Annotated in this window: 17 protein-coding genes and 1 pseudogene; 8 read left to right on the forward strand and 10 right to left on the reverse strand. The window is 73.0% G+C overall.

Annotation, left to right across the window (positions count from 1 at the left end):
• Window positions 1-7: 7 nt before the first annotated feature.
• Window positions 8-814, reverse strand: a complete 807-nt coding sequence (locus AB0K80_RS12690; protein ID WP_365668709.1) for a CDP-alcohol phosphatidyltransferase family protein — start codon at window positions 812-814, stop codon at window positions 8-10.
• 122 nt (window positions 815-936) lie between these two features.
• Here AB0K80_RS12690 and AB0K80_RS12695 point away from each other — a divergent pair, with 122 nt between their 5' ends.
• The 5 genes and pseudogenes from AB0K80_RS12695 to AB0K80_RS12715 all read left to right on the forward strand — a co-directional run.
• On the forward strand, window positions 937-1,917 hold the full coding sequence (locus tag AB0K80_RS12695) for a zinc-binding alcohol dehydrogenase (RefSeq protein WP_365668711.1): 981 nt from the start codon (window positions 937-939) through the stop codon (window positions 1,915-1,917).
• A gap of 156 nt (window positions 1,918-2,073) precedes the next feature.
• Window positions 2,074-2,472, forward strand: a complete 399-nt coding sequence (locus AB0K80_RS12700; RefSeq protein WP_365668713.1) for a 6-carboxytetrahydropterin synthase — start codon at window positions 2,074-2,076, stop codon at window positions 2,470-2,472.
• A 41-nt stretch (window positions 2,473-2,513) separates the two neighbouring features.
• Window positions 2,514-3,695, forward strand: a complete 1,182-nt coding sequence (locus AB0K80_RS12705) for a glycosyltransferase family 4 protein (protein ID WP_365669144.1) — start codon at window positions 2,514-2,516, stop codon at window positions 3,693-3,695.
• A gap of 314 nt (window positions 3,696-4,009) precedes the next feature.
• Window positions 4,010-4,909, forward strand: coding sequence for a methyltransferase domain-containing protein (locus AB0K80_RS12710; protein ID WP_365669146.1), 900 nt, complete (start codon window positions 4,010-4,012; stop codon window positions 4,907-4,909).
• A pseudogene (locus AB0K80_RS12715) lies at window positions 4,906-5,784 on the forward strand (lysylphosphatidylglycerol synthase transmembrane domain-containing protein); the annotation flags it as partial. The gene AB0K80_RS12710 and the pseudogene AB0K80_RS12715, both read left to right, overlap by 4 nt.
• 104 nt (window positions 5,785-5,888) lie before the next feature.
• Here the strand turns inward: AB0K80_RS12715 and AB0K80_RS12720 are convergent.
• The gene (locus tag AB0K80_RS12720) at window positions 5,889-6,674 is read right to left on the reverse strand and encodes a creatininase family protein (protein WP_365668715.1); all 786 of its coding nucleotides are present in this window, start codon (window positions 6,672-6,674) and stop codon (window positions 5,889-5,891) included.
• Between the two features lie 41 nt (window positions 6,675-6,715).
• Between AB0K80_RS12720 and ribA the strand changes: the two genes are divergently transcribed.
• Together ribA and AB0K80_RS12730 are read left to right on the forward strand one after the other, a co-directional pair.
• On the forward strand, window positions 6,716-7,375 hold the full coding sequence (gene ribA / locus AB0K80_RS12725) for a GTP cyclohydrolase II (RefSeq protein WP_365668717.1): 660 nt from the start codon (window positions 6,716-6,718) through the stop codon (window positions 7,373-7,375).
• A gap of 94 nt (window positions 7,376-7,469) precedes the next feature.
• Window positions 7,470-8,516 carry a saccharopine dehydrogenase gene (locus tag AB0K80_RS12730; protein WP_365668719.1) on the forward strand — a complete coding sequence of 349 codons (1,047 nt, stop codon included), beginning with the start codon at window positions 7,470-7,472 and terminating at the stop codon, window positions 8,514-8,516.
• A gap of 3 nt (window positions 8,517-8,519) precedes the next feature.
• Here AB0K80_RS12730 and AB0K80_RS12735 read toward each other — a convergent pair whose 3' ends face one another.
• Window positions 8,520-9,752: a serine hydrolase domain-containing protein gene (locus tag AB0K80_RS12735; RefSeq protein WP_365668721.1), complete on the reverse strand. Its 1,233-nt coding sequence runs from the start codon at window positions 9,750-9,752 to the stop codon at window positions 8,520-8,522.
• A gap of 122 nt (window positions 9,753-9,874) precedes the next feature.
• Here AB0K80_RS12735 and AB0K80_RS12740 point away from each other — a divergent pair, with 122 nt between their 5' ends.
• Window positions 9,875-10,324 (forward strand): PPOX class F420-dependent oxidoreductase, encoded by a 450-nt coding sequence (locus AB0K80_RS12740; RefSeq protein ID WP_365668723.1) that lies wholly within the window; start codon window positions 9,875-9,877, stop codon window positions 10,322-10,324.
• Here AB0K80_RS12740 and AB0K80_RS12745 read toward each other — a convergent pair.
• From AB0K80_RS12745 to tal, 7 genes are read right to left on the reverse strand one after another with little or no spacing between them, the layout of a single operon-like run.
• A complete protein-coding gene (locus AB0K80_RS12745; RefSeq protein WP_365668725.1) occupies window positions 10,311-11,774 on the reverse strand; it encodes a membrane-associated oxidoreductase in 1,464 nt (487 codons plus the stop codon). The two genes, AB0K80_RS12740 and AB0K80_RS12745, sit on opposite strands and share 14 nt — an antisense overlap.
• 34 nt (window positions 11,775-11,808) lie before the next feature.
• Window positions 11,809-12,408 (reverse strand): histidine phosphatase family protein, encoded by a 600-nt coding sequence (locus AB0K80_RS12750; protein ID WP_365668727.1) that lies wholly within the window; start codon window positions 12,406-12,408, stop codon window positions 11,809-11,811.
• Window positions 12,409-12,414: 6 nt separating this feature from the next.
• Window positions 12,415-13,299, reverse strand: coding sequence for a phosphogluconate dehydrogenase (NAD(+)-dependent, decarboxylating) (gene gnd / locus AB0K80_RS12755; protein WP_365668729.1), 885 nt, complete (start codon window positions 13,297-13,299; stop codon window positions 12,415-12,417).
• A gap of 1 nt (window position 13,300) precedes the next feature.
• Entirely contained in the window at window positions 13,301-14,968 is a 1,668-nt protein-coding gene (pgi, locus tag AB0K80_RS12760; RefSeq protein ID WP_365668731.1) for a glucose-6-phosphate isomerase, read from the reverse strand.
• A complete protein-coding gene (gene opcA / locus AB0K80_RS12765) occupies window positions 14,961-15,896 on the reverse strand; it encodes a glucose-6-phosphate dehydrogenase assembly protein OpcA (RefSeq protein ID WP_365668733.1) in 936 nt (311 codons plus the stop codon). The genes pgi and opcA overlap by 8 nt, the downstream gene beginning before the upstream one ends.
• A complete protein-coding gene (zwf, locus tag AB0K80_RS12770) occupies window positions 15,893-17,515 on the reverse strand; it encodes a glucose-6-phosphate dehydrogenase (protein ID WP_365668735.1) in 1,623 nt (540 codons plus the stop codon). Before zwf ends, opcA begins: the two co-directional genes overlap by 4 nt.
• On the reverse strand, window positions 17,516-18,658 hold the full coding sequence (gene tal / locus AB0K80_RS12775) for a transaldolase (RefSeq protein ID WP_365669148.1): 1,143 nt from the start codon (window positions 18,656-18,658) through the stop codon (window positions 17,516-17,518).
• Window positions 18,659-18,663: the final 5 nt, after the last annotated feature.

Here is an 18,663-nt window from a genome sequence, read left to right on the forward strand (position 1 = left end):
GGGCCCGTCAGGCGACGAGCTCGGCGACGGCCGGCCGGGACGGCACGGGTGCGGCCTCGGTCCCGGTCCCGGCCTCGGTCCCGGTCCCGGTCCCGGCCGCGGTCCTGGAGGTCCGCCACAGCCACAGCACGTCCCGCCCGAACGACCACACCAGCAGCCCCAGCGCCAGCGCCACCACCCCGAAGGCGGCCGCGTACGGCAGCAGATCCGCGCCCGCCAGCAGCAACAGCACGCCCTGCAGCGCGGCCACCGTCTTGCGGGCCGTGCTCGGCGGCAGCGCAGCGGTCAGCCAGGGCCACACCTTGGCCGCCGCCACGAACACGTACCGCATGCCGCCGATCAGCAGCACCCACGGGCCCAGCTCCATGGACACGTACACGCTGAGCACCAGGATCAGGAACGCGTCGACCTCCATGTCGAAGCGGGCGCCCAGCGCGGTGGAGGTGCCGGTGCGGCGGGCCACCTTGCCGTCGACCCCGTCGAGGATCAGTGCCACGGCGGTCAGGCCGACGAGGAGCGAGACCGGCGGGGAGTCCTGGAAGGAGTCCGCGACCAGCGCGGTCACGCCGCCGACGAGGGTGGCGCGGCCCAGCGTGACCCGGTTGGCGGGACCGAAGGAGCGCAGCCGGGAGCGGTGCAGGGCCCGGGAGAGCACCGCCCAGGTGGCGAACGCGAACGCCAGGCCGGTCAGCCAGCCCGCCGGGCCCATGCCGATCGCCGAGCCGAGCAGGGCGAGCAACAGGACCTGCACACCCGCCCCCACGGCGGTCTCCTGCTGGACGAGCCTCGCGTCGTACGTACTGTTCAGGGCCACCGAACATCCTCCGGCCGTGTGACAGAGTCGATCAACGCCGCTACCTTGTGCGCGGCCTGTGCACCCACTCGGTGCACCCCTCGGTACGCACGCCGCTTCCCGATCGTTCAGGAGGACTTCCGATGAACCGCAGCGCACGCGCGTTCTGGCTCGAGACGCCCGGCCGGGGCGCGATCCGGGACGTCGAGCTGCCGGCGCCGGGCGAGGACGAGGTCCTCGTGCGCGCCCTGTACTCCGGGGTCAGCCGCGGCACCGAGACGCTCGTCTTCCGGGGCGGGGTGCCCCGAAGCCAGTACGCGGCCATGCGGGCGCCGTTCCAGGAGGGCGACTTCCCGGGTCCGGTGAAGTACGGCTACCTCAGCGTCGGCGTGGTGGAGGAGGGGCCCGAGGCGCTCGCCGGACGCACCGTGTTCTGCCTCTACCCGCACCAGAGCCGGTACGTCGTTCCGGCGAGCGCCGTCACCGTCGTACCGGACGCTGTGCCCGCCGAACGGGCCGTGCTCGCCGGGACGGTCGAGACCGCCGTGAACGCCCTGTGGGACGCGGCGCCCCTGGTCGGCGACCGGATCGCGGTGGTCGGCGGCGGCATGGTCGGCTGCTCGGTCGCCGCCCTGCTCGCCCGCTTCCCCGGGGTCCGCGTCCAGCTGGTCGACGCCGATCCCTCCCGCGCCGGCATCGCCAAGGCCCTCGGCGTCGGCTTCGCCGCACCCGGGGACGCCCTCGGCGACTGCGACCTGGTCGTGCACGCCAGCGCCACCGAGCAGGGCCTGACCCGGTCGCTGGAACTGCTCGGCGCCGAGGGCACCGTCGTCGAACTGAGCTGGTACGGCGACCGGAAGGTGAGCCTCCCGCTCGGCGAGGCGTTCCACTCCCGCCGCCTGGTCATCCGCAGCAGCCAGGTCGGCACCGTCTCCCCGCGCCGCGCCGGCCGCAGCTACGCCGACCGGCTCGCCCTCGCCCTCGACCTGCTCGCCGACCCCGCCCTGGACGCCCTGGTCACCGGCGAGTCCGCCTTCGAGGAGCTGCCCGAGGTGCTGCCGAAGCTCGCCTCCGGCGAGATCCCCGCCCTGTGCCACCGCGTGCGGTACGGCGGCACCCGCTGACACTCCGTAGGCCGGACCTGGGAAAAAGCAAGACCGCCTGACCTGAGAAAAGAACGTAAGAGGGGCTGAACACGGGAAGGGAAACAGCCGTACTACACGGCATCCCCGGCGGCCATCGGCCGGGGAGCAGACGCGCCGCACCTGGAGGGTCGTCCGTTGTTCAGCATCACCGTCCGCGATCACATCATGATCGCCCACAGCTTCCGCGGGGAGGTCTTCGGACCCGCGCAGCGCCTGCACGGGGCCACGTTCCTCGTGGACGCCACGTTCCGGCGTGAACAGCTGGACGAGGACAACATCGTCGTCGACATCGGCCTGGCCACCCGCGAACTCGGGGCCGTGGTCAGCGAGCTGAACTACCGCAATCTCGACAACGAGCCCGACTTCGCCGGAATCAACACCTCCACCGAGTTCCTGGCCAAGGTCATCGCCGACCGGCTCGCCGAACGCATCCACAAGGGCGCCATGGGCGAGGGCGCCAAGGGCATCGCGGGGCTCACCGTCACCCTGCACGAGTCGCACATCGCCTGGGCGAGTTACGAGCGTGCGCTGTGACCGACACGACCATCGAACGGCCCGAGCAGGCGGCCCCGGCCGTGCTGCGGCCCGGGCAGGCCGCACCGGCACTGAACTACGTGCCGGTGCAGCACCCGGCCCTGAAGAACGCCGAGATCATCCCCATGTCCTTGCGCTCCGTGCACTTCGTGCTGCCGGGCGGTGTCGACGACCCATCCGCGCCGAGCGGCGGCAACGCCTACGACCGGCGCGTGAGCCTGGACCTGCCCGGCTTCGGCTGGCAGGTGCACAAGCACGCCGTACCCGGCGACTGGCCCCGGCCCGGCGCGGCGGCCCGTACTGAACTCGCCCGCACGCTGGCGGAGCTGCCGGACGGCAGTGTCGTCCTCCTCGACGGGCTGGTGGCCTGCGGGGTCCCCGAGATCGTCGTGCCCGAGGCGGACCGGCTGCGCATGGCCGTCCTGGTCCATCTGCCCCTGGGTGACGAGACGGGGCTGGAGCCCGCCCTGGCGGCCGAACTGGACGCCCTCGAACGGGCGGTGCTGCGGGCCGTGCCGGCCGTGATCGCCACCAGCGACTGGGCGGTGCGCCGCCTGGTCTCCCACCACGGCCTCGCCCCCGACCGGGTGCACGTCGCCGCCCCGGGCGCCGACATCGCGCCCCTCGCGCCCGGCACCGACGGGGTCTCCCGGCTGCTGTGCGTCGCCGCCGTCACCCCGCGCAAGGGGCAGCACCGGCTGATCGAGGCGCTGGCCAAGGTCGCCGACCTGCCGTGGAGCTGCGTGTGCGTCGGCTCCCTGACCCAGGACCCCCAGTACGTCGCCCACCTGCGGACGCTCATCGCCAAGTACGGCCTGGCCGGCCGGCTGGAGCTGGCCGGGCCGCAGTCCGGCGCCGCACTCGACGCCAGCTACGCCAGCGCCGACCTGATGGTCCTCACCTCCTACGCCGAGACGTACGGCATGGCGGTGACGGAGGCCCTGGCGCGCGGCATCCCGGTGCTGGCCACGGACGTCGGCGGGCTGCCGGAGGCGGTGGGCCGCGCCCCCGACGGCGGGGTGCCCGGCATCCTCGTACCGCCGGAGGACCCCGCGGCGATCGCCGCCGAACTGCGCGGCTGGTTCGGCGAGGCCGATGTACGCCGCCGGCTGAAGGCCGCCGCCCGCGGCCGCCGCGCCGCCCTGAACGGCTGGGCGACCACGGCACAGAGTCTGGCCGCCGTCCTGCGCCGACTCCCGACCGAGCCCCGGAGGGCCGCATGACGAACCCGGCGACCGCGCAGTTCAGCGGAGCGATACCGGCCCAGCCCGGGCCTGGGGACACCGCCGGAGCGGCCGGCCGGATGGCCGCGGGGGCGGGGCCTGTCGAGGTCGTCGGCGGGATGGCCCCGGGCCTGAGTTCCGTCGAGATGGCTGACCGGATGACTCCGGGTGCGGGTCCCGCAGAGGCGGCCGGCGGGACGGCTCCGGGCATGGGCGCCGTCGAGGCGGCCGGACGGACCGCGCCGGGTGCGGGTTCCGTCGAGGCGGCCCGCCGGGTCGCCCCGGGCGCAGGTGCCGAGGCGGCCGGGCAGGTCATCCCCGGTGCGGGGCCTGCCGAGCGGGCCACGCTGCGGTTGCGGGAATCCGGGCCGGAGGAGGCCGGTGAGCCGCCCCGCTACGCGCCCGAGTGGCTCCAGCTGCGGGAACCGGCCGACGCCGCCGCACGCGCCCACGACCTGCTCGACCCGCTGCGGATCCGGCTGGCCAACCTGCCGGGCCGAGGCGGGCTGGTGATCCACGACATCGGGTGCGGCACCGGCTCGATGGGCCGCTGGCTGGCCCCGCTGCTGGACGGCGCCCAGCACTGGGTGCTGCACGACCGCGACCCCTACCTGCTGCACTTCGCCGCCGTCGCCGCCCCACGCTCCGCCGCCGACGGCAGCCGGGTCACCGTCGAGACCCGCCGCGGCGACGTCGCCCGCCTCACCGCGGACGCCCTGCACGGCGCGTCCCTGGTCACCTGCTCCGCGCTCCTGGACGTCCTCACCCGCGAGGAGATCGACGCCCTGGCCGCCGCCTGCGCCGGAGCCGGCTGCCCGGCCCTGCTCACGCTGTCCGTGGCCGGGCGCGTCGACCTGACCCCGTCCCACCCGCTGGACGCGGAGATCGCCGAGGCGTTCAACGCCCACCAGCGCCGCACCGGCCTGCTCGGCCCCGACGCGGTCACGGTCGCCGCCGAGGCCTTCGCCGCGCACGGCGCGACCGTACGGGTGCATCCGAGCCCCTGGCGGCTCGGCCCGGACCAGGCCGCGCTGACCGAGCAGTGGCTGCGCGGCTGGGTCGGCGCGGCCGTCGAGCAGCGTCCGGAGCTCGCGGAGCGCGCCGAGGCGTACCTGACGGAACGTCTCCGCGCCTGCGCGGCGGGCGAGTTGCGGGTGGTCGTCCACCACAGCGACCTGCTCGCCCTGTGCCGGCCGGCGGGCGGAGCCTCATGAGCGCGCAGACGGCCGAGGCGCCGGTGGTGGCCGGGCCCGCGCACCAGGAGGCCCGCCGGGCCCCGCGCGGCCTGCGCGCCCACCTCGGCACCCTCGCCGGGATCGCCATCCTCGCCGTGCTGCTGTGGCGGCTGGGCACCGGGGTGTTCCTGGACGGGCTGCGCCGGATCGACGCGGTGAGCCTGCTCGCGGCGCTCGGCATCGGCCTCGTCACCACCGTGTGCAGCGCCTGGCGGTGGGCCCTGGTGGCCCGGGGACTCGGCATCCGGCTGCCGCTCGGGGCGGCCGTCGCCGACTACTACCGCGCCCTGTTCCTCAACGCGGCCCTGCCCGGCGGTGTCCTCGGCGACGTCCACCGGGCCGTGCGGCACGGGCAGAGCACCGGCGACCTGCGCCGGGGCGTGCGGTCGGTGGTGCTGGAGCGGGCCGCCGGGCAGCTCGCGCTGTTCGCCGTCGGCGCCGTGGTGCTGCTGACCATGCCGTCGCCGGTGCTGGCCGAGGCCCGGCACCTCGCCCCGCTCGCGGGCCTGGCCGCGCTCGGCGCGCTCGCCGTCGTCCTGGCCGTGCGGATGAACCGCGGTCCGTCCCGCCGTGGCCGGGCGCTGCGCGCCACGCTCACCGAGGCCCGCGAGAGCCTGGTCTCCCGGCGCAACGGGCCGGGCGTCCTGGCCTCCTCGGTCGTCGTGCTCGCCGGGTACGTGGCGATGTTCGTGCTCGCCGCCCGTGTCGCCGGCACCGCGGCCCCGGCGACGGTGCTGCTGCCGCTGGCGGTGCTGGCACTGCTCGCCATGAGCCTGCCGCTGAACGTCGGCGGCTGGGGGCCCCGGGAGGGCGTCACCGCCTGGGCGTTCGGCGCCGCCGGGCTGGGCGCGGGCAGGGGCCTCGCCGTCGCCGTCGTCTACGGGGTGCTCAGCCTGGTGGCGAGCCTGCCCGGCGTCGTCGTCCTCCTCGCCCGCTGGTACGGCGGCCTGCGCGCCGGTCAGTCCCGCCCGGGCTCGGCGTCCTTCCCACCGGTCAGCAGCGAGAAATACGCGGCGAACGAATCCGCGAGGCTCGCCAGCAGTTCCTTCCCCTTTTCCGCCGAGCCGAGGGAAGGGCGTCCGATGACGCCCGAATCGGTATAGGCGGACATACCGAGGGAGAGCAGATGACGCCGGTCGTCCGCGACGAAATCGGAGGTCTCGTATCCGGGGCGGACCAATTCCGGGTGCGCGTGCAGAAGGATGGAGGTCTCTATTTCCCCCGCGTGCATGTCGGTGAGCAGCGAGGTGGCCACCCCCGCCCGCTCGCGCGCCGCCTCCCAGTCCTCCACGGCAGGGAACAGCGCCATCCGCTCGCCCCGCGCGCAGGACTCCTGAACGACGTTGCCCAGTACGTAGTTTCCGCCGTGCCCGTTGACGACCACCAGGACGTCGACGCCCGAACGGCGGAGCGAAGCCGCTATGTCCCGTATCACCGCGTGAAGGGTCACCGAGGAGATGGAGACGGTCCCCGGCCAGGCCGCGTGCTCGTGCGAGCAGGAGATCGTCACCGGAGGAAGGAGGTGCACCGGGTACGCGCCGGCGATCTCCCGCGCGACGGCACAGGCCACCAGCGTGTCGGTCGCCAGCGGAAGGTACGGGCCGTGCTGCTCGAAGCTCCCGACGGGCAGCACCGCGACCTGCGTTGAGACACCCGAGCCCCGCGTCCGTACGTCTTCCGTGGTGTCCACCGGCAGCAGTCCCGCCACCGGACCGAATGCCGCCCGCGTCCCCGAACCACTCATTGCTTCACGGCCTTTCGTCTCTGCTTAGGAACTCGAGAATCATGACAGAAAAAGTTGGCGTCCTCGGCAAGAAGTCCCCGCAGCGCACCGGCGCGGAACGCGTCGTGAATGCCCCGCTGCCCACGGTGTACGGGAAATTCCAGGCGGTCGGCTACCTCGACCACGACCGCGGCGACGAGCAAGTGGCGCTCGTCTACGGCGAGATCGGCACCGACGACGTGCTGGTGCGACTGCATTCGGAATGCCTGACCGGCGACGCGTTCGGCTCCCAGCACTGCGAGTGCGGCGACCAGCTCGACTCCGCGCTGCGCGCGGTCGTCGCCGAGGGCGCCGGCGTCGTCGTCTACCTCAGAGGGCACGAGGGCCGCGGCATCGGCCTGCTCGCCAAGCTGCGCGCCATGGCGCTCCAGGCGGAGGGCCTGGACACCGTGGAGGCGAACCTGGCGCTCGGCCTGCCGGTGGACTCCCGCGACTACCGCGTCGCCGCCGAGATCCTGCACGACCTCGGGGTGCGCTCGGTGCGCCTGATGTCCAACAACCCGCGCAAGCGCGAGGCGTTGCTGGAGCACGGCATCAAGGTCGCCGAGCAGGTGCCGCTGCTGATCGAGCCGTGCGAGAACAACATCACCTACCTGCGCACCAAGCGGGAGCGCCTCGACCACCACCTGCCCCACCTCGACGCGGTGGCGCACTGGTCCTGACGGCGCCTTCGGGCCGCGTACTCTTCGGGGACGTCAGTCCGCTCAGCGCCGGCCGGTCGGCGGCCGGCGCTCCGCGCCCGGAGGACCACCTGGTATGACCGAGCTCCACCTGTGGCTGCGCCACGAGGCCCGCAGCACCGAGCGGCGCACGCCGATCGTGCCGTCCGACGCCCGACGGCTCGTCGAGGCCGGCGTACGGGTGACCGTGGAGGAGTCCCCGCAGCGGATCTTCCCCGTGGAGGAGTACGAGGCGGCCGGCTGCGGCGTCGCGCCCGCGGGCTCCTGGGTGTCGGCGCCCCGGGACGCCGTCGTCGTCGGCCTGAAGGAACTGCCCGACGAGCCCGCGGAGTTGGCACACCGCCACGTGTTCTTCGGACACGCCTACAAGCAGCAGCCGGGCGCCGCAGAGCTGCTGCGCCGGTTCACCGCCGGGAAAGGGGCGCTGCTGGACCTGGAGTACCTGGTCGACGACAGCGGGCGGCGGCTCGCCGCCTTCGGCTTCTGGGCCGGGTACCTGGGCGCCGCGCTCGCCGTGCTCCAGCACCGGGGGAGGCTGACGGCCCCGTTGACCCCCACCACGAAGGAGGAGCTGGACGAGACGCTCCGGCCCGCCGCCGCGGACCCCGCCCTCACCGCCCTGGTGGTCGGCGCGCTGGGCCGCAGCGGCCGGGGCGCCCGGGTGGCCTTCGCCACCGCCGGGACCGACCCGACCTGCTGGGATGTCGCCGAGACCCGCGACCTGGACCGCCGGGCCCTGCTCGACCACGAGGTGATGGTCAACGCGGTCCTCGCCACCAGCCCCGTGCCGCCCTTCCTGCGGGAGCAGGACCTGGACGACCCCGCCCGCCGCCTGCGCACCCTGTGCGACGTGACGTGCGACGTCGGCTCCCCGCTGAACGTCCTGCCGGTCTACGACCGCACCACCGACTGGGACGCCCCCGTGCGCCGCCTGCGCGCACAGCCCCCGCTGGACCTCATCGCCATCGACAACCTGCCCTCCCTGCTGCCGAAGGAGTCCAGCACCGACTTCTCCGCCGCCCTGCTGCCGCACCTGCTCGACTTCGGTGTCAGCGGGCCGTGGGGGCGTTGCCTGGACCGGTTCCGTCAGGCCTGCCGCGAACTCGGCCTCGCGAACGAGTAGGGCTCACCCGGCGACGGCCTCGTGGACCAGCGCTTTGAGGTCCCGGAAGATCGTGTGCGAGGACTTGGGCCGCACCTGCGTCATGAACTGCACCGTCAGGTCACGGCCCGGGTCCACCCAGAACGTCGTCGTCGCCACCCCGCTCCAGCCGTACGTGCCGAGCGCGGAGGGGGCCTGCGTACGGGACGGGTCGATCACCACCGAGACGCCGAGGCCGAAGCCGACGCCCTCGTTGCCGGGCTCGTCGTGCGCGGGCCTGCTGCCGAACGAGCGCAGGTCGGCGCCGCCCGGCAGGTGGTTGGAGGTCATCAGCTCCACGGTCCCGGGCGTCAGCAGCCGTACGCCGTCGAGTTCGCCGCGGCGGCGCAGGAACTCCATGAAGCGGTGGACGTCGTGCGCGGAGGCCACCATGCCGCCGCTGCCGGACAGGAACCGGGGCCGGCCGTGCAGCGGCAGCCCCGGGATCACCTCGATGCCGCCGTCGCTCGCCTCCCCGTACATCTCGGCCAGCCGTCCCGCCTGCTCCTGACTCACGCAGAACCCGGCGTCCGTCATGCCCAGCGGCCGGAAGACCCGCTCGGCCATGAACACGTCGAGCGGCTGCCCGGACACCACCTCGATCACCCGGCCGAGCACGTTGCTGGCCACCGAGTAGTTCCACTGCGTCCCCGGATCGAACTGCAGCGGCAGGCTCGCGTACACCTCCATCGTCGCGGTCAGGTCCTTGCCCGGCGGCACCGACGACTCCAGGCCCGCCGCGCGGTAGAGGGCGTCGACCGGGTGGGTGTGGTAGAAGCCGAAGGTCAGGCCCGCCGTGTGCGTCATCAGGTGCCGCACGCGTATCGGCCCGGCCGCCGGGCGGGTCACCAGGTCCTCGGGCCCGGAGCCGCTGACGTACACCCGCGGCTCCGCGAACTGCGGCAGGTGCCGCTCCAGCGGGTCGTCGAGCGACAGCCGCCCCTCCTCCACCAGCATCAGCGCGGCCACCGCCGTGACCGGCTTGGTCATGGAGTAGATCCGCCACAGGGTGTCGCTCTCGACGGGCAGCCCGGCCGCGACGTCCCGCAGGCCGTGCGTGGTGAGGTGGGCGACGCGCCCGCCACGGGCGACGGACACGAGGAAACCCGGCAGGCGCCCCTCGTCGACGTAGTGGGCGAGATGCTGGTCCAGACGGTCCAGCGCCTTGTCGTCCAGCCCCGCCTCGCCCGGGTCGACCTCTTGCCACAGCTGTGCCATCGCTTTTCCTCCGTCGTGCTCGTCGAGGTGACATCCGGCATACCCGCACCTGAGCACCTCAGACGCATCGTGGCGCAGGAAACGGAGGGAATCCGACCGCCCGCCCACCCGTTGCCCAAGACATGACTCAGGACGCGACGCAGGACGCCCTTCTCGCACTGCTCTCCGACAGCCACGGGGGAGTGCTGGTCACCCTCAAACGCGACGGCCGCCCCCAGCTGTCGAACGTCAGCCACGCCTACGACCCCGACGAGCGGATCATCCGGGTCTCGATCACGGCCGACCGCGCCAAGACCCGCAACCTGCGCCGCGACCCCCGGGCGTCCTACCACGTCACCACCCCCGACCGCTGGGCCTACACGGTCGCCGAGGGCACCGCCGACCTCTCACCGGTCGCACGCGACCCCCACGACGAGACGGTGGAGGAGCTCATCCGCCTCTACCGCGACGTCCTTGGCGAACACCCCGACTGGGACGACTACCGCGCCGCCATGGTCCGCGACCGCCGCATGGTCCTGCGGCTGCGGGTGGAGCGGGTGTACGGGATTCCGCGCCGCGCTACTGGCGGCTGACCGTCCGGGACACACCGGCGACCACGGTCGTCGCCAGGATCCAGCCGGTCAGCACCAGCCCGTACGCCAGCGCCTGGTACCAGCCCTCGGGGGCGTACGCCGGCTCCTGCCCGAAGGAGATCACCGGCAGCAGCAGGTCGAGGGTGTAGAACACCGGGTTGAACGGCGGGGCCTCGTCCGCCTTCAGCGGGGCCGGGTGGTGCAGGGCGTAGACGACGGAGCCGACCGCCAGCAGCGACAGCAGCCAGGCGGCGGCGCGCAGCGGGCGGAAGCCGTAGCCGACGGTGGCGTCCTGTACGTGCCCCCACACCCGGCCGTACCAGGGGAGGGTGCCGCGGTGCCGGCGCTCCTTGGCGAGCTGGACCTGGCGGGCCGCGCGGTCGTCGCCGATGCGGCGGTACGCGGCCGTCAACTGCTCGTAGACCTGCGGGACGTAGCCGTCGCCCTCCCGCTCCAGCATCGGCAGGCGCCGTTCGGCGGGTTCATGGGGGGTGAGGGTGGTGTACGCCAGCCCGCTGAGGTGGACCCGCTCGGGCACCTTCTCCGGCTCCAGGTAGAGCACGTCCAGCTGGGCGCGGCGCAGACTCAGGGCGCCCTCCAGCGGGCCGCCCTTGCGCAGCCACAGCTCCCCGATGGTGGCGCTGCCGACGCGCAGCACGGCTCCGTCGGGGTGGGACAGGCGGGTGTACGACAGGTCGAGGCGGCCGGCGATCCGGGCGCCGCGCAGGCCGACCCAGCCTCGCACCTCCGCGTGCCGCAGCAGCAGGTGCCCCTCCACGCCGAGCGTCTCCGCGTCGAGGGCGGGCAGACCCGGGTTGGCCAGCCGTGCCTCGTTCAGGTTGAGCGACCCGGCGACGCTCGCGCCGTTGAGCCGTATCTGCCCCCGGGTGCGCAGCCCGGGCGCCCACAGGTCGGCGCCGAGGGCGGCCTGGTTGAGCTGGAGCACCGGCTCGTCGGCGTCCGGTGCGGCGACCTCGGCGCTCTCCATGTACACGCTGCCGGTGATCTCGGCTCCGCCGAGCCGCACCGGCCCCTGGAAGCGGGAGCGGGTCATGCGCAGCACCCCGTCGACCCGCATCGCGTGGGCGACCAGCCCGGGCAGCACCGACTCGCTCAGGTTCAGCTCGCGCAGCCGGCAGGCGTACAGCCGCGGCACCTCCTCGAAGTGGCAGTGCCGCAGCCGCACGGGGTGGTCGACCGTCGCGTACTGAAGGTCGAGGAAGCCGGTGATCCGGGCGCCCGCCAGGCTCAGCGCGGCCACCTCGCCGTCCATCTGGGGGCCGTTGAGGAGCAGCGTCCGCACCACCTCGGCACGGACGGTGCGCTCCGGTCCCCAGGTGCCGCCGCCGGCCGGGTCCTCCTCGGGTGTCTCGCGGAAGTCCACGAGCGCACCCGTGGCGAACGCCCGCCACACCCGCACTTCCGCTGCCGTCAGCTCGTCGATCTCCATCAGCCGGGACTCTGACGGGCTCCGGCACGCACTGTCAACTCCCGTTTGCCGCCCGGACGTTCCACTCCTGGATCACCGGCCTGCCGTGCTCGGTGGACAGCCGGCTCACCGTGCCCGTCTCCAGCCGGAACAGCCGGCCCTCGGCGGGCGGCAGGCCGAGCCTGCGGGCTGTGAGGACGCGCAGGAAGTGGCCGTGGGCGACGAGGAGGACATCGCCGTCCGGCAGGGCCATGGCCGCCCGGGACAGCACCCGGTCGGCGCGCTTGCCGACCTCCTCGGGCGACTCGCCCGGGTGCCCGTCGGGGCCGGGCGGCACGCCGTCGGTCCACAGGTCAAAGCCGGGCCGGGTGCGTTGTACCTCCTCGGTGGTGACGCCCTCGTAGCCGCCGTAGTCCCACTCGCGCAGGTCCGGCTCGCGCACCGCCCCGGACAGGCCCGCCAGCTCGGCGGTGCGCACCGCGCGGGCCAGCGGGCTGGTCAGGACGAGCGCGAAGGGGCGGTGTGCCAGCAGCGGGGCGAGGGACCTGGCCTGTTCCTCGCCGTGCCGGGTGAGGGGCAGATCGGTGAAGCTGGTGTGCTGTCCCGATCTGCTCCACTCGGTCTCGCCGTGCCGGACCAGCAGCAGATCACCCACGGTGCCTCACGCCTTCTTCGCCTGCTCGACCGCGTGCCCGCCGAACTGGTTGCGCAGCGCCGCGATCATCTTCATCTGCGGGGAGTCGTCCTGGCGGGAGGCGAACCGGGCGAACAGCGAGGCGGTGATCGCGGGCAGCGGCACGGCGTTGTCGATGGCCGCCTCCACCGTCCAGCGGCCCTCACCGGAGTCCTCGGCGTAGCCGCGCAGCTTCTCCAGGTGCTCGTCCTCGTCGAGGGCGTGCACCGCCAGGTCCAGCAGCCAGGAGCGGATGACGGTGCCCTCCTGCCAGGAGCGGAACACCTCGCGGACGTTGTCCACCGAGTCCACCGCCTCCAGCAGCTCCCAGCCCTCGGCGTAGGCCTGCATCATGGCGTACTCGATGCCGTTGTGGACCATCTTCGCGAAGTGCCCGGCGCCCACCCGGCCCGCGTGGACATAACCGTACGGGCCGTCCGGCTTGAGCGCGTCGAAGATCGGCTTCAGCCGGTCGACGTGCTCCTTGTCGCCGCCGACCATCAGGGCGTAGCCGTTCTTCAGGCCCCACACGCCGCCCGAGACGCCGGCGTCGACGAAGCCGATGCCCTTGGCGCCGAGTTCGGCGGCGTGCTTCTCGTCGTCGCTCCAGCGCGAGTTGCCGCCGTCGACGACGGTGTCGCCGGGCTCGAGCAGCTCGCCGAGCTCGTCGATGACCGACTGGGTGGCGGCGCCGGCCGGCACCATCACCCACACCGTGCGCGGGGCGTCGAGCCGTTCGGCCAGCTCGGCCAGGCTGCCGACGTCGGACAGGTCGGGGTTGCGGTCGTAGCCGAGGACGGTGTGGCCGGCGCGGCGGATCCGCTCGCGCATGTTGCCGCCCATCTTCCCGAGACCGATCAGGCCCAGCTGCATGTCAGTTCACTTCTCCCTGCGCGTTGTCAGCGTTCTTCAGCGAGCGGTAGGCGGCCACGAGGGCGGCGGTGGAGGAGTCGAGGCCGGGCACCTCGGCCCCTTCGGTCAGCGCGGGCTCGACGCGCTTGGCGAGGACCTTGCCGAGCTCGACGCCCCACTGGTCGAAGGAGTCGATGTTCCAGATCGCGCCCTGCACGAACACCTTGTGCTCGTAGAGGGCGACCAGCTGGCCCAGCACCGACGGGGTCAGTTCGGTGGCCAGGACGGTGGTGGTGGGGTGGTTGCCCTGGAACGTGCGGTGCGGCACCTGCTCCTCGGGCACGCCCTCCGCGCGCACCTCCTCGGCGGTCTTGCCGAAGGCGAGCGCCTGCCCCTGCGCGAACAGGTTGGCCATCAGCAGGTCGTGCTGCGCCTTGAGTTCGTCGGCCAGCTCGGCGACCGGCCGGGCGAAGCCGATGAGGTCGGCGGGGATCAGCTTGGTGCCCTGGTGGATCAACTGGTAGTAGGCGTGCTGCCCGTTGGTGCCGGGCGTGCCCCACACCACCGGCCCGGTCTGCCACTGCACGGGCCGCCCGTCGCGCTGCACCGACTTGCCGTTGGACTCCATGTCCAGCTGCTGCAGGTAGGCGGTGAACTTCGACAGGTAGTGCGAGTACGGCAGCACCGCGTGGGACTCGGCGCCGAAGAAGTCGCCGTACCAGATGCCCAGCAGGCCGAGGATCAGCGGGGCGTTGGCCTCCGGGTCGGCGTTGCGGAAGTGGTCGTCGACGATGCGGAAACCGTCCAGCATCTCCAGGAACCGGTCCGGGCCGATGGCGATCATCAGCGACAGGCCGATCGCCGAGTCGTACGAGTAGCGCCCGCCGACCCAGTCCCAGAACTCGAACATGTTGTCCGGGTCGATGCCGAACCCGGTGACCTTCTCGGCGTTCGTCGACAGGGCCACGAAGTGCCGCGCGACCGCCTTCTCGTCGCCCCCGAGCCCGGCCAGGAGCCAGGAGCGCGCCGAGGTGGCGTTGGTGATGGTCTCGATGGTGGTGAAGGTCTTGGAGGCGACGATGAACAGCGTCTCCGCCGGGTCCAGGTCCCGTACCGCCTCGTGCAGGTCGGAGCCGTCCACGTTCGACACGAACCGGAAGGTCAACTCCCGTGCCGTGTACGGGCGCAGCGCCTCGTAGGCCATCGCCGGGCCCAGGTCGGAGCCGCCGATGCCGATGTTGACGACGTTGCGGATGCGCTTGCCGGTGTGGCCGGTCCACTCGCCGGAGCGGACCCGGTTCGCGAAGCCGGCCATCTTGTCCAGGACGGCGTGCACCTTCGGCACGACGTTCTCGCCGTCGACCTCGATCACCGCGTCCCGGGGCGCCCGCAGCGCGGTGTGCAGCACGGCCCGGTTCTCGGTGATGTTGATCTTCTCGCCGCGGAACATGGCGTCGCGCAGCCCGAACACGTCGGTGGCGGCGGCCAGTTCCCGGAGCAGGGCGAGGGTCTCGTCGGTGACGAGGTGCTTGGAGTAGTCGATGCGCAGGTCGCCGACGTGCACGACGTACCGCTCCGCGCGGCCCGGGTCGTCGGCGAACAGGTCACGCAGATGCGCGTGCCACTGCGCCCGGTGGTCCTCCAGGGCCGTCCACTCGGGCCGCCGGGTGAGCAGGGGGGAATCAGACATGTGCGGGAATCTCCTCGGTTGCCTCGCCGCGCAGGGCGACGGCGTACATCTCGTCCGCGTCGAGGCGCCGGAGCTCCTCGGCGATCAGTTCGGAGGTGGGGCGGACCTTCAGCGCCAGGGTGCGCGAGGGCTGGCCCGGCAGGTGCAGGGTGGCCAGCGGGCCCTCGGGCCGGTCGATGACGATCTCGCCCTTGTCGGTGCCGAGCCGTACGCCGGTGACGACCGGGCCGGCGGTCTCCACCCGCTCGACCGGCACGTGCAGCCGGGCCTGGAGCCAGCGCGCCAGCAGCTCGGCGCTCGGGTTCTCCGCCTCGCTCTCCACGGCCGCCGAGGTCACCGTCAGCCGGGCCTGGTCCAGGGCGGCGGCCAGCATCGAGCGCCACGGGGTGAGCCGGGTCCAGGCGAGGTCGGTGTCGCCGGGCGCGTACGACGTCACCCGGGCCTGGAGCGCCTGCAGCGGGTGCTCGACGGCGTACATGTCGGTGATGCGCCGCTGGGCGAGCGCCCCGAGCGGGTCCTTCGCGGGGTTCTCGGGCGCGTCCACCGGCCACCACACCACCACCGGCGCGTCCGGCAGCAGCAGCGGCAGCACCACCGAGTCGGCGTGCTCGGACACCTCGCCGTACAGGCGCAGCACGACCGTCTCGCCGGTGCCCGCGTCGGCGCCCACCCGGACCTCGGCGTCGAGGTGGGAGCGGGTGCGGTCGCGCGGGGTGCGGGCGTGCCGCTTGATGACGACCAGGGTGCGCGCGGGGTGCTCGTGCGAGGCCTCCTCGGCGGCCCTGATCGAGTCGTAGGCGTTCTCCTCGTCCGTGACGATCACCATCGTCAGGACCATGCCCACGGCGGGGGTGCCGATCGCCCGGCGGCCCTGCACCAGGGCCTTGTTGATCTTGCTTGCCGTGGTGTCGGTCAGATCGATCTTCATGGCCTGCGCCAGCTCCGTCCGTCTCGTGCGAGCATCTCGTCGGCTTCCGCGGGTCCCCAGCTGCCCGCGGCGTACTGCGCGGGCCTGCCGTGGTGCGCCCAGTACTCCTCGACCGGGTCGAGGATCCGCCAGGACTCTTCCACCTCCTGGTGACGGGGGAACAGGTTGGCGTCTCCCAGGAGTACGTCCAGGATGAGCCGCTCGTACGCCTCCGGGCTGGACTCGGTGAACGACTCGCCGTAGGCGAAGTCCATCGTCACGTCCCGGATCTCCATCGACGTGCCGGGCACCTTGGAACCGAACCGGACCGTCACGCCCTCGTCGGGCTGGACGCGGATGACGATCGCGTTCTGGCCGAGTTCCTCGGTGGCCGTCGCGTCGAAGGGGGAGTGCGGGGCCCGCTGGAAGACGACCGCGATCTCGGTGACCCGCCGTCCCAGCCGCTTGCCGGTGCGCAGGTAGAACGGCACGCCCGCCCAGCGGCGGTTGTCGATGTTCAGCTTGATCGCGGCGTACGTGTCCGTCGTGGAGGCCGGGTCGATGCCCTCCTCCTCCAGGTAGCCGCACACCCGCTCGCCGCCCTGCCAGGCGGGCGCGTACTGGCCGCGCACGGTGTGCCTGCCGAGGTCCTCGGGCAGCTGCACGGCCCGGAACACCTTCAGCTTCTCCGTCAGCAGCGACGCCGCGTCGAAGGAGGCGGGCTCCTCCATCGCGGTGAGCGCCATCAGCTGCAGCAGGTGGTTCTGGATGACGTCCCGGGCGGCGCCGATGCCGTCGTAGTAGCCGGCCCGGCCGCCGATGCCGATGTCCTCCGCCATGGTGATCTGCACGTGGTCCACGTAGGACCGGTTCCAGATCGGCTCGAACATCTGGTTGGCGAAGCGCAGCGCCAGGATGTTCTGGACGGTCTCCTTGCCCAGGTAGTGGTCGATGCGGAAGACCTGCTCGGGGTCGAACACGTCGTGCACGATCGCGTTCAGCTCGCGCGCCGAGGCCAGGTCGTGCCCGAACGGCTTCTCGATGACGGCCCGCCGCCAGGAGCCCTCCGGCGCGTTGGCCAGGCCGTGCTTCTTCAGCTGCTGGACGACCTTCGGGAAGAACTTCGGCGGCACGGACAGGTAGAAGGCGTAGTTGCCACTGGTGCCCCGGGAGGCGTCCAGTTCCTCCACGGCGGAGCGCAGCTGCTTGAACGCCGTGTCGTCGTCGAAGTCGCCCGGGATGAACCGCATGCCCTCGGCGAGCTGCTGCCAGACCTCCTCGCGGAACGGGGTCCGGGCGTGCTCGCGCACGGCGTCGTGCACGACCTGCGCGAAGTCCTGGTCCTCCCAGTCCCGGCGGGCGAAGCCGACCAGCGAGAAGCCCGGCGGCAGCAGGCCGCGGTTGGCCAGGTCGTACACCGCCGGCATCAGCTTCTTGCGGGACAGGTCGCCGGTGACGCCGAAGATGACGAGACCGGACGGGCCCGCCACCCGCGGCAGGCGGCGATCGCGCGGGTCGCGCAGCGGGTTGGACCAGAAGTCCGGTCGCTCGGGGTTCTCCGGTGTGAGCGCGGCCGCCAGGACGGCGGTGCTCTTGGCGGGGGCGGCGGCCGGGTCCGCCACGGGGATCTCCTCGCTCATCTAAGCGTCAACTCCCTTGCTGTTGAGGGACTTCGTGACCGCGTCCAGCAGGTCCTGCCAGGCCGTGACGAACGTGGCGACGCCCTCGGCCTCCAGCTGCTCCACGACCTCGTCGTAGGAGATGCCGAGCCGCTCGATCGCCGCGAGGTCGGCGCGGGCCTGGGCGTAGCCGCCGGTGACCGTGTCGCCGGTGACGGCGCCGTGGTCGGCGACGGCGTGCAAGGTGGCCTCCGGCAGGGTGGTGACCGTGCCCGGGGCGACCAGCTCGTCCACGTACAGGGTGTCCTGGTAGGCCGGGTCCTTCACCCCGGTGGAGGCCCACAGCGGCCGCTGCTTGTTCGCGCGGGCGCCCGCCAGGGCCAGAAAGCGCTCACCGGCGAAGACCCGCTCGTACGCCTCGTAGGCGAGCCGCGCGTTGGCCAGCGCCGCCCGGCCCTTCAGGGCGAGGGCCTCGTCGGTGCCCAGCAGGGTCAGCCGCTTGTCGATCTCGGTGTCGACGCGGGAGACGAAGAAGGACGCCACGGAGTGGACGGTGCTCATATCCAGGCCCTGGGCGGCGGCCTTCTCCAGGCCCGCCAGGTAGGCGTCCATGACCGCGCGGTAGCGCTCCAGCGAGAAGATCAGCGTCACGTTGACGCTGATGCCCGCGCCGATCACCTCGGTGATCGCCGGGAGGCCGGCCCTGGTCGCCGGGATCTTGATCATCACGTTGGGCCGGTCGACGAGCCAGGCCAGCTGCCGGGCCTCGGCGACGGTGGCCGCCGTGTCGTGGGCCAGGCGCGGGTCGACCTCGAGGGAGACCCGGCCGTCCCGGCCGCCGGTCGCCTCGTACACCGGCCTGAGGACGTCGGCGGCGGCGCGGACGTCGGCGGTCGTCATCATCCGCACGGCCTCGTCGACCGTCACGCCCCGCACCGCCAGCTCGGCCAGCTGCTCCTCGTACCCCTCGCCGGACCCGATGGCCGCCCGGAAGATCGACGGGTTGGTGGTCACGCCGACGACGTGGTTGGTCGCGATCAGCTCGGCGAGGTTGCCCGACTCGATCCGCCGGCGCGACAGGTCGTCCAGCCAGACGGAGACACCCTGACCGGAGAGGCGCTCGAGCGCTCCCGCGGTGGTGGTTGCTTCGGTGGTCACAGTGATCTTCT

The sequence above is a fragment of the Streptomyces sp. NPDC052682 genome (genome assembly GCF_040678435.1).
Classification (GTDB): Bacteria; Actinomycetota; Actinomycetes; order Streptomycetales; family Streptomycetaceae; genus Streptomyces.

Bases quoted from the DNA above. Each gene is read 5' to 3' on its own strand.
- AB0K80_RS12695 (WP_365668711.1), top strand. From the start codon at position 937: ATGAACCGCAGCGCACGCGCGTTCTGGCTCGAGACGCCCGGCCGGGGC.
- AB0K80_RS12720 (WP_365668715.1), bottom strand. From the start codon at position 6,674: ATGAGTGGTTCGGGGACGCGGGCGGCATTCGGTCCGGTGGCGGGACTG.
- ribA (WP_365668717.1), top strand. From the start codon at position 6,716: ATGACAGAAAAAGTTGGCGTCCTCGGCAAGAAGTCCCCGCAGCGCACC.
- AB0K80_RS12730 (WP_365668719.1), top strand. From the start codon at position 7,470: ATGACCGAGCTCCACCTGTGGCTGCGCCACGAGGCCCGCAGCACCGAG.
- AB0K80_RS12735 (WP_365668721.1), bottom strand. From the start codon at position 9,752: ATGGCACAGCTGTGGCAAGAGGTCGACCCGGGCGAGGCGGGGCTGGAC.
- AB0K80_RS12740 (WP_365668723.1), top strand. From the start codon at position 9,875: ATGACTCAGGACGCGACGCAGGACGCCCTTCTCGCACTGCTCTCCGAC.
- AB0K80_RS12745 (WP_365668725.1), bottom strand. From the start codon at position 11,774: ATGGAGATCGACGAGCTGACGGCAGCGGAAGTGCGGGTGTGGCGGGCG.
- gnd (WP_365668729.1), bottom strand. From the start codon at position 13,299: ATGCAGCTGGGCCTGATCGGTCTCGGGAAGATGGGCGGCAACATGCGC.
- pgi (WP_365668731.1), bottom strand. From the start codon at position 14,968: ATGTCTGATTCCCCCCTGCTCACCCGGCGGCCCGAGTGGACGGCCCTG.
- opcA (WP_365668733.1), bottom strand. From the start codon at position 15,896: ATGAAGATCGATCTGACCGACACCACGGCAAGCAAGATCAACAAGGCC.
- zwf (WP_365668735.1), bottom strand. From the start codon at position 17,515: ATGAGCGAGGAGATCCCCGTGGCGGACCCGGCCGCCGCCCCCGCCAAG.